10 protein-coding genes are annotated in these 14596 nt (G+C 54.3%); 3 read left to right on the top strand and 7 right to left on the bottom strand.

All coding sequences use genetic code 11. The features are described from left to right. Positions 1-185 precede the first annotated feature (185 nt). From L6966_RS05260 to L6966_RS05280, 5 genes are all read right to left on the bottom strand, one after another. Entirely contained in the window at positions 186-1157 is a 972-nt protein-coding gene (locus L6966_RS05260) for a Gfo/Idh/MocA family protein (RefSeq protein WP_083092447.1), read from the bottom strand. Between the two features lie 72 nt (positions 1158-1229). Further along, on the bottom strand, positions 1230-2144 hold the full coding sequence (locus L6966_RS05265; RefSeq protein WP_083092445.1) for a sugar phosphate isomerase/epimerase family protein: 915 nt from the start codon (positions 2142-2144) through the stop codon (positions 1230-1232). A 205-nt stretch (positions 2145-2349) separates the two neighbouring features. Continuing rightward, positions 2350-3369, bottom strand: a complete 1020-nt coding sequence (locus tag L6966_RS05270; protein WP_237233019.1) for a LacI family DNA-binding transcriptional regulator — start codon at positions 3367-3369, stop codon at positions 2350-2352. 43 nt (positions 3370-3412) lie between these two features. Next, the gene (locus tag L6966_RS05275) at positions 3413-4183 is read right to left on the bottom strand and encodes a TIM barrel protein (protein ID WP_083092441.1); all 771 of its coding nucleotides are present in this window, start codon (positions 4181-4183) and stop codon (positions 3413-3415) included. Positions 4184-4209: 26 nt separating this feature from the next. After that, entirely contained in the window at positions 4210-5217 is a 1008-nt protein-coding gene (locus tag L6966_RS05280; protein WP_083092439.1) for a Gfo/Idh/MocA family oxidoreductase, read from the bottom strand. Between the two features lie 294 nt (positions 5218-5511). Between L6966_RS05280 and L6966_RS05285 the strand changes: the two genes are divergently transcribed. Next, positions 5512-6981 carry a sugar porter family MFS transporter gene (locus tag L6966_RS05285; protein WP_237233020.1) on the top strand — a complete coding sequence of 490 codons (1470 nt, stop codon included), beginning with the start codon at positions 5512-5514 and terminating at the stop codon, positions 6979-6981. 119 nt (positions 6982-7100) lie between these two features. Here the strand turns inward: L6966_RS05285 and L6966_RS05290 are convergent, their stop codons facing one another. Beyond that, positions 7101-10421: a type I restriction endonuclease subunit R gene (locus tag L6966_RS05290; RefSeq protein WP_237233021.1), complete on the bottom strand. Its 3321-nt coding sequence runs from the start codon at positions 10419-10421 to the stop codon at positions 7101-7103. A gap of 502 nt (positions 10422-10923) precedes the next feature. Between L6966_RS05290 and L6966_RS05295 the strand changes: the two genes are divergently transcribed. Continuing rightward, a complete protein-coding gene (locus L6966_RS05295; RefSeq protein WP_237233022.1) occupies positions 10924-12087 on the top strand; it encodes an ImmA/IrrE family metallo-endopeptidase in 1164 nt (387 codons plus the stop codon). Continuing rightward, positions 12087-12563, top strand: coding sequence for a DUF4411 family protein (locus tag L6966_RS05300; RefSeq protein ID WP_237233042.1), 477 nt, complete (start codon positions 12087-12089; stop codon positions 12561-12563). The genes L6966_RS05295 and L6966_RS05300 overlap by 1 nt, the downstream gene beginning before the upstream one ends. Positions 12564-12695: 132 nt before the next feature. Here the strand turns inward: L6966_RS05300 and L6966_RS05305 are convergent, their stop codons facing one another. Continuing rightward, positions 12696-14360, bottom strand: coding sequence for a hypothetical protein (locus L6966_RS05305; protein WP_237233023.1), 1665 nt, complete (start codon positions 14358-14360; stop codon positions 12696-12698). Positions 14361-14596: the final 236 nt, after the last annotated feature.

Genomic DNA, 14596 nt, shown 5'->3' on the forward strand with positions numbered 1-14596 from the left:
CAGCTTTCCCTTGTTCAATCACCTGAGCAGACTGCATGATGGTGTATAAAATCGCCCGGGAGCAAAAGCACCGGCTTCCAGACATAAAGAAGCCGCCGGCGTCCCTCGTACCAGGACGCAGGCGGCAACTCGCGTTTAAGCGTAAAACTACCGCCGGTGGAACCCCACCGGCGGTAGCGATATCTTTAGGTGTAGAGCTCAGGCTTACGTTCGAGGATTACGCCCTCAGCACTGCCGGAACCGATAGCTCGGATGCCAGCTTCACAGCAGGCAGCAGCAGCGTAGCCGTCCCAAGCAGAGGGGCCGACCTGCTCGCCAACCAGAGCGGCATCCACCCATGCCTGAATCTCAGCGTCGTAAGCATCAACGAAGCGGGGTTCGAAGCTCTCGCAGACCTCTTCACCAACGGTGAGGTGCCGGTCTTCGAACACGGCCTTGGTCGTCACAGCGTAGCCGTACTGGGCAACAACGTGGGTGTTGACCGTAACCAGGACGCCAGACTCGGTCTCGATGAGCACCTGTGCGGGATCCTGGAGGTCACCCTTGACGTGCTTGGAATTCTTGCCTGTGCGCACCTGGACGTTCTTGATTTCTTCGCCGGTGAGGTAGCGGATGCCATCGAACTCATGCACTACGGTGTCGTCAATCAGGTTGCGGCCGGTGTAGGACTCGGGCACATCGGGGTTGATATGGTCACAGGAGAGCTGCAGCAACTCGCCATGCTCCTTGGACTCTACCAGTGAACGGATCTTCTGGTAGCCGGAGTCAAAGCGACGCATGAAACCAACCTGAACCAGCCGCTTACCCGCAGCGACCTCTGCCTGAACGATTTCCCAGGAGGAAGCGGAATCAGTAGTGAGAGGCTTCTCGCAGAGGATGGGGAGGCCCTTAGCAATAGCGGGTAGTAGTACGGGAGTATGCAGGAAACCGGGAGTTGCGATAAGCACAGCATCAAAAGCGTCTGCGTCCAGGGCGGTTTCGAAATCGGTGAAGACCTTGGCGCCTTCAATGCCTTCAACTGCCTGCTCTGCCTTTGCCTCATCTATGTCGATGACGGCTGATACAACAGCATCGTTGATGGTGGAGTGGATACGCTTGATGTGATCGTAGCCCATGCGGCCTGCACCGACGACGCCGATACGGAGTTCTTGAGTCAAGATGATGTCCTTTGGCTAGGGCGCATGGCGCCACCCCGGTAATGTGGAGCGGCGCCTCTACGCGAAGAAGTGTTAGGAAATGACGGTTCGGGAGCCGCAGCCGAGCAGGTAGTTCTTAGTGCGCTTGGCAATGGGCAGGGGAACCGAGAAGTCAGAGAGCGGGTACATGTCTTGCTCAACGATGCCATAGAGGGGGCGGCCCAGCTTCTCAGCGGCCTCAATCACCTTGCCCAGGTCAGGCAGGCCCCTGGGGGGCTCACACATAACACCCGCCGCAGTTGCGTCCTTAAAGGTCATATCCTCTGCGCGAACCCGGGCGTGGATAGCCGGGTCAACCTGTTTCAGGTGCAGGTAGCCAATGCGATCGGGGTACTTCTCAATCAGCTCAACCGAGGAAGCGCCGCCGTACTCCGCATGTCCGGTATCCAGGCAGAGAGTCACTAGCCTGGGGTCGGTCACCGCCAGGAACTTCTCAATCTGCTCCATGGTTTCAACGTGGGAATCAGCGTGGGAGTGAAACTGCTGATAGATGCCGTAGTCACGCTGCAGAGTTTCACCCAGACGGTTGTGGCCCGTAGCCAGGTCTTCCCATTGCCTCTCACTCAAATCGCGGGGTTCGATGGCCCCACCGGTCTTATCGTCACGCCACAGGGCGGGAATAACCACCATGTGCTGGGCGCCCATAGCTGCGGTCAGCTCAGCCACCTTGCGGGCAGGCTCCCAGGCTACATCCCACTGATCCAGGCCGCGGTGGAAGGCGGTGAACACGGTACCGGCAGAGACCTGTAAATCACGCTCCTGCAACTCCTTGGCCAGGGTTGCGGGGTCGGTGGGCATATAGCCGTAGGGGCCCAGCTCAATCCACTTGTAGCCTGCTTCTACCACCTCATCGAGGAAGCGCTGCCAGGGGGTCTGCCGGTCGTCCTCGGGGAACCAGACACCCCAGGAGTCGGGGGCGGTACCGATGATGAGATTGTTCTCAGTCATGCTCGTTTCCACGCTTTCGTCGTCGGAATGTTGCCGTTATGTGGCTTAACGAGGCTGAAAAACCTCAGCCTAATATGTACTTACATACTATCAAAGCTGGTGGTAGGGGTCACCAAAATTTGGTAGAGGGCACGATAGTTTTTCCAACTTTAACCAGCAACAAGCCCGCACCGCCCAAAAGGCAGTGCGGGCTTCGCACCATGACCTAAACAGAGGGCAGGCGGGGCGGGGCGGTACTGGTGCGAACCACCAGAGTGGGCGCCTGCAAGTAGACCTTACCTTCGGTGTTCACAGTAGCGGCGTCCGCCTGCTTAATGAGCTCTTCTAAGGCCTGATTGGTGAGTTCTTCAATTCCGTAATCCACGCTGGTCATATCGAGGTAGGGCAGGCAGCTAATGGAGCTGTTGTCGTACCCCGCCACCGAGACGTCCTCGGGGACTCTTACCCCGGCTGTACGCAAGGTGCCAATCACGCCGCGGGCACACCGGTCATTAGCGGCGATGATTGCGGTGGGCAGATTCCCCTTCAGAACATCTGCGGCAGCAGTTGCACCCCCAATTTCTGTCATGGACCCTTCCACGGTGCGCGGGGCGAGCCCGTGTGCTGCCATTGCCTCCCTAAAGCTTTCGGAGCGTCGCTCCCCATTAGGGTGCGCCCCACCGCTCACGTGAAGAATGTCCCGGTGCCCCAGACCAACCAGGTGGTCTACCAGCAGGCGGATTCCGGCGGTGTCATCAGCACGGAAGTCGCAGACCCCGGCGGTCGGGCCCATCAGGGTAACAGCAGGTAATCCCTGCGGTAGGGCGGAGAACCTGGTGCCACTACCCTCGGCAGAGAGAATGCAGAGGCCTTCTACACGCTGGCTGAGGAGATCAGCAACCGCGTCCTGTTCTGTTCGCTGCTCGGTGAGCGGGGCAAGCACCAGAGTGAAGTTCTTGCGTTTTGCGTAGACGAAGAGCCGCTCAACCATGTCTACCTCAAACTGCTCTCGCATGGAGAAAATAATGCCCAGGCGGCGGGTGCGTTTACCCCTCAGTGCCTGGGCGGAGGCGTCAGGAAAGTAGCCCATGGCGCGGGCTGCGTCTTTGACGCGCTGGCGGGTTTCATCGCTGGCACCCGGCTGGTCACGCATGACGATGGACACGAGCTGGCGAGAGATACCCAGTTCGTCCGCAATCATTTTCATGGTGGGGCGCACGGGGGTGGTTTTTTTCTCAGTTGCCATAGTGCCTATTGTAAGGTGAGTCGCCGGGTACCTGCCGTTGGGCTTACTGGAAAGCCTGCGCGAAGGCGTCGAGTGCCGCTGCGGGATCCGAGGACGCCCATGCCTCCATGGCGACGGTGCCCTCGTATCCCATGTCGTGCAGGGCGCAGGCAATGCCGGGGTAGTTGAGTTCCCCGGTGCCGGGTTCGCACCTGCCCGGCACATCTGCCACCTGGATTTCACCGATGAGAGGCAGGTAGGCGCGGGTGCGCTCGATAATGTTTCCCTCGTCAATTTGGGCGTGGTACATATCGAAGTTCATGCGCAGACCGGGGCTGTTGACCGCTGCCACCAACTGAGAAATTTCTTCGGACGTCGCGAATGGAGTACCCGGGTGGTCTACCCGCAGGTTGAGGTTCTCCAGGGTGAAGACGCGCCCTTCATTCTCACCTAGTTCAGCCAGGGCACCGAGGGTGTCTACCGCGCGGTGCCAGTCTCCCCCGCTGGGGTTCCAGGGGATGATGGGGAGCCCATTGGAATCCAGCCCGGTTCCGTGGATATTAAGGCGCGGGCAGGTCAGCTGATCGGCGACCGCCAGGGACTGCTGGGCGGTTTCAAGGAGGCGGTTCACCCCGTCAGTAGTGAGTAGGTCCCCCTCGATGTAGCCGGTCATGGACGAAAAAGTTGCACCGGTTGCCACCAGGGCAGCAATATCTTTGGTGGTCCAGTTCCATATTTCTACCTCAAAGCCCCTGCCGTGAATTTCGCGGACGCGGTCTTCAAAGGGTAGGTCGGTAAAGAGCATTTCGGCACTGGCAGCCAGGGTGAAAGCCATGGGTTTCTCCTTATATACGCCCTCTCTTAGAGGGCTACGGGTGCGTTGTTTTCACAGGACTGAATGCAGGCGAGAGCGATGGCGAGCGCCGCCTTGGCATCCTCACCTCGGGCGCCCTTAACCTCACCGGTGCGGATTGCGGCAACAAAGTCGATGAGTTCGTCGGTGTATGCCTGGTGGAAGAGGTCGATGTTGAGGCGAGAGGTGTCTGCGGCGACACCTTCGACGCTGTAGTAGCGGGTGCTGATGGTTGCGGGGTCACCGGCAGTAACCATACCGGCGGATCCGAAGTATTCTCCGCGCACATCGTAGCCGTAGGCGGCAGAGAAGTTTGCTTCTGCGGTGGCGATGGCGCCGTTGTCGTAGCGGATGGTGACGACGGCGGTATCTAGCAAGCCGCCGTCCTTGTATTCAGGGGCGACCAGGGCGTCTGCTACCGCAAAGACCTCGGTGGGGCGGGCGTCCTTGTTAATCCAGTTGAGGGTGTCGAAGTCATGGATGAGGGTTTCATAGAAGATGGTCCAGGGCTTGACGCGCTCGGGGTGGGCGAGGCCGGGGTCGCGGGTAAGGGAGCGGAGCAGCTGGGGGGTGCCGATTTTGCCGTCGTGAACGTATTCGCCGGCGCGGGCGAAGTCGGTGGAGTAGCGACGGTTGAAGCCTACCTGTAGGGGGACGCCGGCGGTTTTTGCGGCTTCGATGGCGCGGTCTGCGTCTTCGAGGGTGAGCGCCATGGGCTTTTCAACGAAGATTGCCTTGCCGGCTTCTGCCGCTGCGATAACGGTTTCGGTGTGGGTGAAGGCTGGGGAGGCGATGACGACGCCGTGTACGTCGGGGTTTGCCAGCAGGTCTGCGGTGTCGGTGTAGGCGAGGGCTCCGTATTTTTCGGCGAGCTGTTCTGCCGCACCGGGTACCGGGTCTGCAACGGCAAGCAGGCGGGCGCCGGGGATACGCTGGGCGACGGTTTCTGCGTGGAAGGTGCCGATCCAGCCGGCGCCGATGACGCCGAGGTTGATGGTTTCGGTGGAGGAAGTCATGTGGGGTCTCCTTTGACGATGGGTGGGCAGGTGGGGTGACAGGGTGGTGTTACGGGGTGGGAGGGCTGGCGCCTTTTCACCCCCCATGAACTAGCACGTGCTAACTCAGGTGACGCAAGCAATACTAGCTCGTGCTATGTTTCTTTGTCCAGGCGCTTTGTTAAAAAATTCGCCGACGGCGGTGTCATCACTCGCGCACCAGAATTCTTTCATAAAAGAACTTGTCTTAACAAAGTTTCAGTCGTAGGCTATGACTCAACCCACAATTAGCACGTGCTAGCAAAGGAGTTAAACGTGTCAGGTTCAACCCCCTCGCTCAGAGAGTCCAACCTCCCACCCCTCACAACCGGCCCCCACACCAAACGGCTAGGGCTCATTTCTATCGTCGCCTGCTTCGGTGGTCTCCTCTTCGGCTACGACACCGGCGTCATCAATGGAGCCCTGCGCCCCATGTCAGCAGAGCTCGGCCTCACACCACTCACCGAAGGTGTAGCCACCAGCTCCCTCGTCTTCGCGGCAGCCTTCGGCGCCCTCTTCGCCGGTAAAATCTCAGACGCATTTGGGCGCCGCACCACCATCATCATGCTGGCAATTCTCTTCTTTGTCGGCTCCCTCTTTGTTGTCTTCACCCCCGGCTTGGGGCTCCTCGTCACCGGTCGTATCCTCCTCGGTCTCGCCGTCGGTGGTGCCTCCACCGTAGTCCCCGTGTTCCTCGCTGAGCTGGCACCCTACGAAATTCGCGGTTCTATCACCGGTCGTAACGAGGTAGCTATCGTTACCGGTCAGCTCTCCGCCTTCGTCATCAACGCCATTATCGGCAACGTCCTCAGCGATCTCGCTGGCGTTTGGCGCATCATGTTTGCAATCTGCGCTATCCCCGCTGCGTGTCTCTTCTTCGGTATGCTCCGTATGCCAGAGTCTCCTCGCTGGCTCGTTGACCAGGGTCGTTACGACGACGCCCTCACCGTCCTCAAAACCATACGCCCAGCCGACCGAGCAGAGGCAGAACTCCAGGACGTTATCGCCATCGCACAGCAGGAAGAAAGGGCACCCGATACCGGACTGAAGGCGATTCTTTCGAACAAGTTCCTCTTCCGGATCCTGCTCGTGGGTATCGGCGTCTCAATGACTCAACAGCTCACCGGCATTAACTCCATCATGTACTACGGCCAGGAAGTACTCATCGAGTCTGGCTTTGCCGCTAACGCCGCGCTTATCGCCAATATTGCGCCGGGTGTTGTTGCGGTCATCGGTGGTTTTATTGCCCTCTACATGATGGACCGGGTTGACCGCCGCAAAACCTTTGCTATCGGCCTAACCCTGACAACCACCTGCCACGTGCTGATTGGTATTTCGTCTATGGTGCTTCCCGTTGGTAACGCCGCCCGCCCCTTTGTTCTGCTCTTCCTGGTGGTTGCTTTCGTGGCGTCCATGCAGACCTTCCTGAATGTTGCCGTGTGGGTGTGGCTTGCTGAGATTTTCCCCCTACACATGCGCGGTATCGGTATTGGTGTGTCTGTGTTCTTTGGCTGGATGGTCAACGGCTTCCTTGCCCTCTTCTTCCCCACCCTGATTAATGGGCTGGGTATTACCGGGGTGTTCTTCCTCTTCGCCGGCATTGGTGCCCTCGCCCTGCTCTTTGTGGTGACGCAGGTCCCCGAGACACGCGGCAGGACCCTGGAAGCCCTTGAGGAGGACGTTACTACCGGTGCTATCTACGTCGTCAAGAAGGAGGATTCGCAGGCCACCATCAAGAACAACTAGCTCACTCCTTAACCATCGTATCGGGGCCCAGTCATATAGGCTGGGCCCCGATTGTATCGTATACCCAGGTTTAACCCGCCAGGGGCAGCTATGTCGTAGCCCCTACGGGCATGCAAGACCTATTCACTCTGCCTCTTACTCTTTTCTTCGGCTATGATTTCCATCTGCTCTAGAACGCGGCGGCGGGCTTCGTCCTGACCTTCCGGCGGATACTTGTGCTTGCGAAGCAGGCGTTTGACAACCTTGCGCAGTTTGGCACGCTGAGTGGGCTGAGAGAGCCAGTCCCGGTGTGAGCCCTGGATAGCTTTTACGATTCCGCGGGCGATATCTGCCAGAGCGTCGGCAGAATATTCCAGTTCGGCTCGGTCACAAGCTTCGAGAGCGTCATAAAAAATCATTTCATCGTCGCTGAGGCCCAGCTCCTTGCTACGCATTGCTTCTTGCTTAAGCTCTTTACCCAGTTCGATGATGTGCTCTATGATTTCAACGAAGCTTAGCTGTGAGTTGTTGTATTTCGTGACGAGGTCCTGCAGTTTTTCGCCGTAGTAGGCCTGGCGGGTCTGGTTATGCCCGACGGTATCTCGCATTTGTCGCTGCATTGCCTTACGCAAGGCTTCCAGGGCTAGTGGTTCACTGGAATTCTCGGCTGCCTGTCGGGCGAAGTCTAAGTTGAGCTCACTAAGATCGGGGGCGGGAATTCCTGCGAGCTTGTAGAGGTCTTTCACTTCACCGGTTTCAATGAGCCCTTCGGTGTAGTTTTCTAGCAGGCGCTTGATATCTTCGGGTACAGGCAGGCCACGGCTGGCCCGGTCTTCGGCTAGGTTCTTGGCTGCGGCTACACGTACTTCTTCGAAGAACTGTACATAGACCGTTTTCTGTTTAAGTTCTTTGACTTTGTCGTTCTCATGGGTAGAAGCAACAAAGTTGTACAGCCTGGTGACTTGGGAACTGCGTTCTACAAACTTGCTGTAGATACTCTTCTCTGTTTTTTGGGGACGGCGTGATGCTCCGTCAATAGAGTCCGAATCCTTAACGATGGGCTCGGTTACCTGGCGGTTGCTGAGCAGGAACCCCATAACCATGCGCAGGGCTGCAATACGGTCTGCTGGGCTAGGGCAATGGCTACCCTCACCGAGAATTTTCTCTTTCCAGCCCTGGACAGGTTGTAGCAGGTATTCAATTTCGGTGATGAGATTGAGAGCGTTTTCCGCAGCGGTTTGCATATCGTGCTCACCAGGTGCACCTACAGTATGGCTACTCGCATAGATGCCAAGGGCCTCACGCAAATTATCGATAATGGGCGCGTAACCAACGAGCAGGGCTTCCTGTTTTTCTTTGTAGGTTCGGTTGACGCGGGCAAGGGCCTGCATGAGCAGGGCGCCCTTGAGAGGGCGGTCAAGGTACATGGTGTGGAGCGCTGGCGCATCAAACCCTGTGAGAAGCATTGACTGCACGATGATGAGCTCGAGCGGGTCATTGGGATTCTTCAGACGGGCCTGGAGCGTCTTTGACGCCTGGCCGTTGCGGGCGAACCGGGCAATATCCTCTTCATCTGAGGCGGATCCGGTGTAGAGCACCTGGATCTTTCCGTCGTTAATACCGCTTCCTGCCCAGTCCGGGCGAAGGGCAATGATGTGATCGTACAGGTCAGCGCAAACCTGCCTGGTCACGCCGACGATCATGCCTTTACCGGGTACTCCGATGAGCTGTTTCATGGAGCTACTGCGGATTTCCCAGTGTTCTACAAGGTCTGCAGCTAGTTTCTTGAGGCGGTTTGGTGAACCGTACATGGTGTTCATACGGAGCACAGCCTGTTCGGTCTTCCTGCGCTCTGCTTCGTCGAGCTCTTCAGTCATGCGCTCAGCAACATCGTTGATGTTTTCGATGGTTTCGCCGTCTGGCAGTTCCAGGGGAATGTAACGGGACTCGTATTTGACGGGTACGGTGGCACCGTCTTTGACCGCGCGGGTGAGGTCGTAGATATCGATGTAGTCGCCAAAGACTGCTTGGGTGTTGGTTTCTAGCTTTTCGATGGGGGTGCCGGTGAAGGCGATGAAGCTGGCCTTAGGTAGCGCGTCGCGGATGTTGCGGGCAAAACCGTCGAGATTGTCGTAGTGGGAGCGGTGTGCTTCGTCCACCATGATGATGATGTTTGAGCGGTCTGAGAGCATCTGGTGGCTGAGACCGGCGTCTTTTTCGTCTTTGGTTTTGGCGAATTTTTGAAGGGTGGTGAAGTAGATGCCACCCTGCTGGCGCCCCTGTAGTTCGCTGCGAAGCTCAGCGATACTCTCAATTTCATAGGGGGTTTCCGGCAGGAAATCTAGGGTGGATGAGAAGGTGTTAAAGAGCTGGTCGTCAAGGTCGGTGCGGTCAGTGACGACGATGGTGGTGGGGTTGTTGAGGTGTTGGTTGCGCATGACGATATTGTCGTAGAAGACCATTTCGAGGGATTTACCTGAGCCCTGGGTGTGCCAGACAACGCCGATTTGGCGGTTTCCGGTGACTGCTCGCATGGTTTCGGTGACAGCGCGGCTTACGGCGAAATATTGGTGGGGCTTGGCGATGATTTTGGTGGTTTGGACGCCGCCCTGTTCATTGGGAACGCTGGTGAACACAATGTAGTTGTTGAGCAGGTCAAGGAAGCGTTCTTGGTTGGCAACGCCGAAGAGGAGAGCTTCGAGGGCAGTTTGGGATTCGTAGTCTGAGGGGTCTGGTGCTTCTGCGGTGAAGTCGATGAGTTCGCCGTCGTCGTCCACGTTCCAGACGGACATGTGGGTGTAGGGGGTGAAGGGGGTTCCGTAGCGGGCGGTGATGCCGTCGCTGATGATGGTAAGGACGTTGTAGCGGAAGGCTAGGGGGAAGTCGCGCATGTACTGGTTGATTTGGTTGTGGGCACCCCGGAGGTCTGCGTTGGGGTCGCCTGCGCGTTTGAGTTCGATGATGCCGACGGGCAGACCGTTGCAGTAGAGCACGATGTCGAAGCGGCGTTCTTTGTCGAGGGTTTTGAGGGTGACTTGTTGGACGGCGAGCCAGCGGTTTTCGTCGGGATTGCGGCTGATGATGCGTACAGTGGGGTTGTATTCGCTGCCATCGTGGCGTTTGATGGTGAGGCCCTTGTAACCCTTGGTGATGTATTTGTGGGCTTCACGGTTTTCGGCTTTGGGGTCCACAGATGCGGCGGTAAGGACGCTTTCGGCGACGGTTCGTATGTCTTCTGGGGTGAGTTCGGGGTTGAGGCGGGCGATGGCTTCGCGGAGCATACCGGGGATTTCGAGGGTGTCGTTTTTCTCGCGGAGGTGCTCGTAGGGGAGCTTGCCGTTGATGTCGTCCTCGCCTCTGGCGTTAGGGGCGATTTGTGTGCCGTGGAGGGGTTGCCAGCTGAGTTCGCCGAGGATGTCGAGCGCGAAGCTTTCCCATTCTGATTCGTCGATGAATGCCATGGTTCTGTTCCTTTGCTAGGGGGTGTCTTATCTGTTCCTAGCTTATGCAAGGGGAAATCATTGGGAGAAGTATGACAGTGATAACGGGGCGTATCAGATGCTCCCTTGATGTTTGGGCGGGCACCCGCTGCACCCCCTCCAGCAGCAATAAACTGAAAAATTGTACAGTGACTGTACAATCTTTTGCACACTCACTGTACAATCTTTTGGGCTTCCAACCGCTTGCCAAGGAGCGTGTTCTGAACTCTCAGTCGTGCCCTGTGCGAGGTATTCATCGCGCTATGGTTCAGCTAGCGCTGGAACCGTAGGTGGCTTATCTCTATAGAACCGGCACCGGGAACGTGCCATGCTTTTCTTCACTTTTGTGTAGCGCTGGTTTACATCAATAGATTAAATTTAGAGAGTACAGTCCCCTCATACCGCTAAGAGGTCTAGTCTCAAGCTACCTCGGTCATGCCCATAGGGGGCGTTTTCTGAAGCAGTTTTTGTGAGGGGGTGCGGTGTGAGCGTTCGGGTCCCGGTGAAACCCGCCTTGATTTCTTGGGCCTTGGAACAAGCTAGTGTTGAGCCTGGCGATTTGCGACTGGGCGACAAGGTGGCGGGCTGGCTTGAGGGCTCGTTACAGCCAACTTTAAAACAGTTGCAGGATTTTGCGAAGAGCACTCACGTTCCCTTTGGCTACTTGATGATGAGTGAGCCACCAGTGTTTGAGAAGCCTCTGCCTGATTTTCGCAGGCGTGATGAGCGCAGTAGTCGTTATTCTCAGGAACTGACCGATGAAATTTACGCACAGCAGCGTAAGCAGGTTTGGTTCCGCGATTATGCGCTCGATCAGGGTCTAGATGTTGTGGATTGGGTTGGTAGTGCCAGCTTAAGTGACGCACCTGAGACTGTGGCAATGCGTTTGCGTGAGCAGTGGAGTTTTTCTACTGCTAGCAGAGCACAGGGCTATGTTGAGTCTCGTAAGGAGGTTTTTTCTTTCCTTGAGAATCAGGATGTTCTTGTAAGTGTTGCTGGCTATTTTGGCTCTACCCGTAGACCTTTTGATACCAAAGAGTTCAGTGGCTTTTCTCTTTCGGACGAGTACGCTCCGCTTATTTTTGTGAATGGCAAAGAGTCTCATGCTGCCCAGGTTTTCACGATGTTCCATGAAGTGGGGCATTTAGTGCTAGGTGAGTCTGGTGTGTCTGGTGTGTCTGGTGTGTCTGATGATGCTGAAGAGAGCGGAAGCTCGAATCGTTCTGAGCGTTGGTGTGATGAGTTTGCGGCGGCCTTTCTCATGCCAGTAGGTGAGGTGCGCAGGTTTGCTCCGCGCTCCTTGAGTGAGGATGCGGTGTTGCCTGTGGCAAAGCGTTTTAGGGTGAGTGCGTTGGCTTTGCTGAATCGGCTTCGGGATTTGAAGCTAATCTCTTTTGAGCAGTGGTCTGTTGCTTACCCTGAGTTTGAGGCTCAGGCTTTGGAGGTTCTGCGGCAGAAGACCGAGAAGGGGTCTTCTGGTGGCGAGTTTTATAAGTCGCATCCCTTTGTAGTGGGGCCGCGTTTTGCGCGGGCAGTGTACCGTGAGGCTCGTAGCGGTAGGATGTCGTATCCTGATGCTCAGCGTTTGTTGGGGGTTAGGCAGACTGAGACTTTTGAGCGTTTCGCGCGTGAGGTTGGTGCTTGGTGATGTTCCTGGTAGATACCAATATTTTGGTTGAGGCATACCGCCGCTACTATGCTTTTGACCTTGTGCCGAGCTTCTGGGAGTTCCTAGATCGGAATTTTGACGCTGGGAGCCTGGTAAGTATTAAACCTGTGCTGGATGAGCTCAAGGAGGGCAACGATGCTCTGACTGAGTGGGCAAAGAACAGATCTCATTTCTTCAGGGATATTGCTGATGCTACAACCATTCAGGCGATGGGTGAGATTGCGGATTGGGTAAAGCAGCAAGGTTATTGGCAGTCAGCGGTAGATGAGTTTTTGGGAATTGCTGATTACTTTCTAGTGGCCTATGCTGCAGCGCATGGTTTGACTGTATTGACTCATGAACTGCCGCGCCCTGAGTCTAAGAAGCGCGTTCTGATTCCAGATGTTTGCCGTGCTTTCGGCGTGGATTACGTTGATACATTCACGATGATGCGTGCGTTAGGAGCCCGATTCTAACTCTTCAAACAGGTAGCCGCTACTTCATTTGTTTCAAAAAATACAACAGATGAAGTAGCGGCCTCATCCTTTTAGTCTAACGAAATATAGAATCACTGCGTAACTAATGGATTGCCCCCGTATAGATAAGCTCTACTTACCACTAATGGCTCCAGATATTTTCTCTTTAACGCTCTTTCGGTGCATGCCGCTAATCGCGTTCACAGTACGTTTGACTTCACGGATACGAAGGTAAGTCATTAAAATGTCAAGCTCGGTTCGTACGATAAACGAACGAGTTTCTGCTCGTACTTTCTGCATCGATTGGACAGAGTCAAAGTAAGAATTTCTAAAATTTTCTGTTGCACTGCCTATCTTTTTTTCAGCATTTCCCGGTATTTCAAATTGCTCAGAAAACTTTGAGTAACCGTCAATAAACTGGTATTGATCTAGGTAGCCAAATAGTAGATTGCGTTTCAGTAAGAATTTTCTGACAACCGTTGCCTCTGTCTTATTATGAATCTCTTCGAAAATCTGATCTATCGAATCGAGAATTTTAAGCAACTCATCTATATGAGAAATCTCTCCAGTTCGATAGAAGAAACCGGGATTATTAAATTTATAAATGCCCGCAACAGTAATCACTTCATGACTTTCAGAAATATTCTCAAGGTATGCATAATATACGTCATTCAAATGTCTTGACAGATTTGACTCGTAGTGCTCAATCCAGATATCTAATAAATTGGAATATCCAGTATAGAGATCAGAAATTTTCTCTACAGCCTTTTCATAATTGTAGCTTCTAAAAATCGGAGAAATTTGCTCAACTCGTAAGTAGGCAAAATATATACCTACGACCAGCAAGGTTCCAGTGACAATACTTGCCCAGGAATCCCATTCTGAGAACTGAATTTTTAAGATTTTGTCTGAGATAAACCGTTCAGCTGATTCTTGCTGAGATTCGGGGATAACGAACCAAAGGCCCCATCCTGTGAGGATAACCCCGATAGCTACATTCACTTTGGTGAATACTGCATTCAGGTAGAAATATGTTCCTGATAAAGATGTAGCTCCAAACACCCTAAGAATTTTTCTAACTTTAGCTTTATTAGCCACTTTTGCATCTAGTGCAGCTGAAATCTTTTCGAAGTCATCACCATGCATAATTTTATTCAAATGCTTACGGTGCCACTTGTGAATAGCATCCCTGACGGTAAGGTAACCAGCATGTTCTTGCGCACCACAGACACATAGAAGTGCTGTTGATAATAAGACCAGAGTTAATACAGTGGTTAAAAACAGTGCGAAACAGGTTACCGTCCAAGCGAACCATTCAGGAGCCTCGTTTTTACTAAGAGAGTGAAAGATATTTTCTTTGGTCAACTGAGCGTACGTAGGGACTAGCTGCATCGGCTTATCGAAAGCACCAAGAATACTCAGAGCTGAGTACAGATACCCCAGGTAGGCTACAGAATTGATTTTCCCTGTCTCCACATAGATGCTCAGTTTTTTAGCTACAACTAACGTCAAGAAAAAAACTATACAGAAGAAAAAGGATAAAGTTGAAAGAGTAAGGATCTTTCCAGCAATAAGATACGACCCAAAGTATCCTGCAGCGGACATAAAACTGAGTATTTTTACCCAGCGATAATTCCATTCTAAGTTTATTTCCTGCTCTTCCTGTTTCAGCTCATTTTTACAGATTTCATTAGCCTGCCGTTCAACAGTCTTTGCTTTGATATAAAGCTTTGCTGAAACGATTAACAGAATAATGAATAGGACCCATAGCCCTATCTTTATAAAAGTTTCCATCATGGCTTCTTTCTTAGCGGTAGTTGAGGGAAGTGGTGAGCTCCCCTCTGAGGGGTATCGAGGATTCTGTAGTTTTCTGGTCGTTCTTCTTTATTTGTGCAGTCGGATGCTTGGTCTAGGTTCTTACGAGGTAACGCGAAGTTCAGGGGGTGAAACGGAGAGCCGGTTTTTAGAGAGATAGAGCGCTTCACCAGACACAAAGGAGGACTTAGATTACAAAGCTACTGGCACGAATCGCC

The sequence above is a fragment of the Rothia nasisuis genome, from assembly GCF_928381405.1.
GTDB classification, from domain to species: domain Bacteria; phylum Actinomycetota; class Actinomycetes; order Actinomycetales; family Micrococcaceae; genus Rothia; species Rothia nasisuis.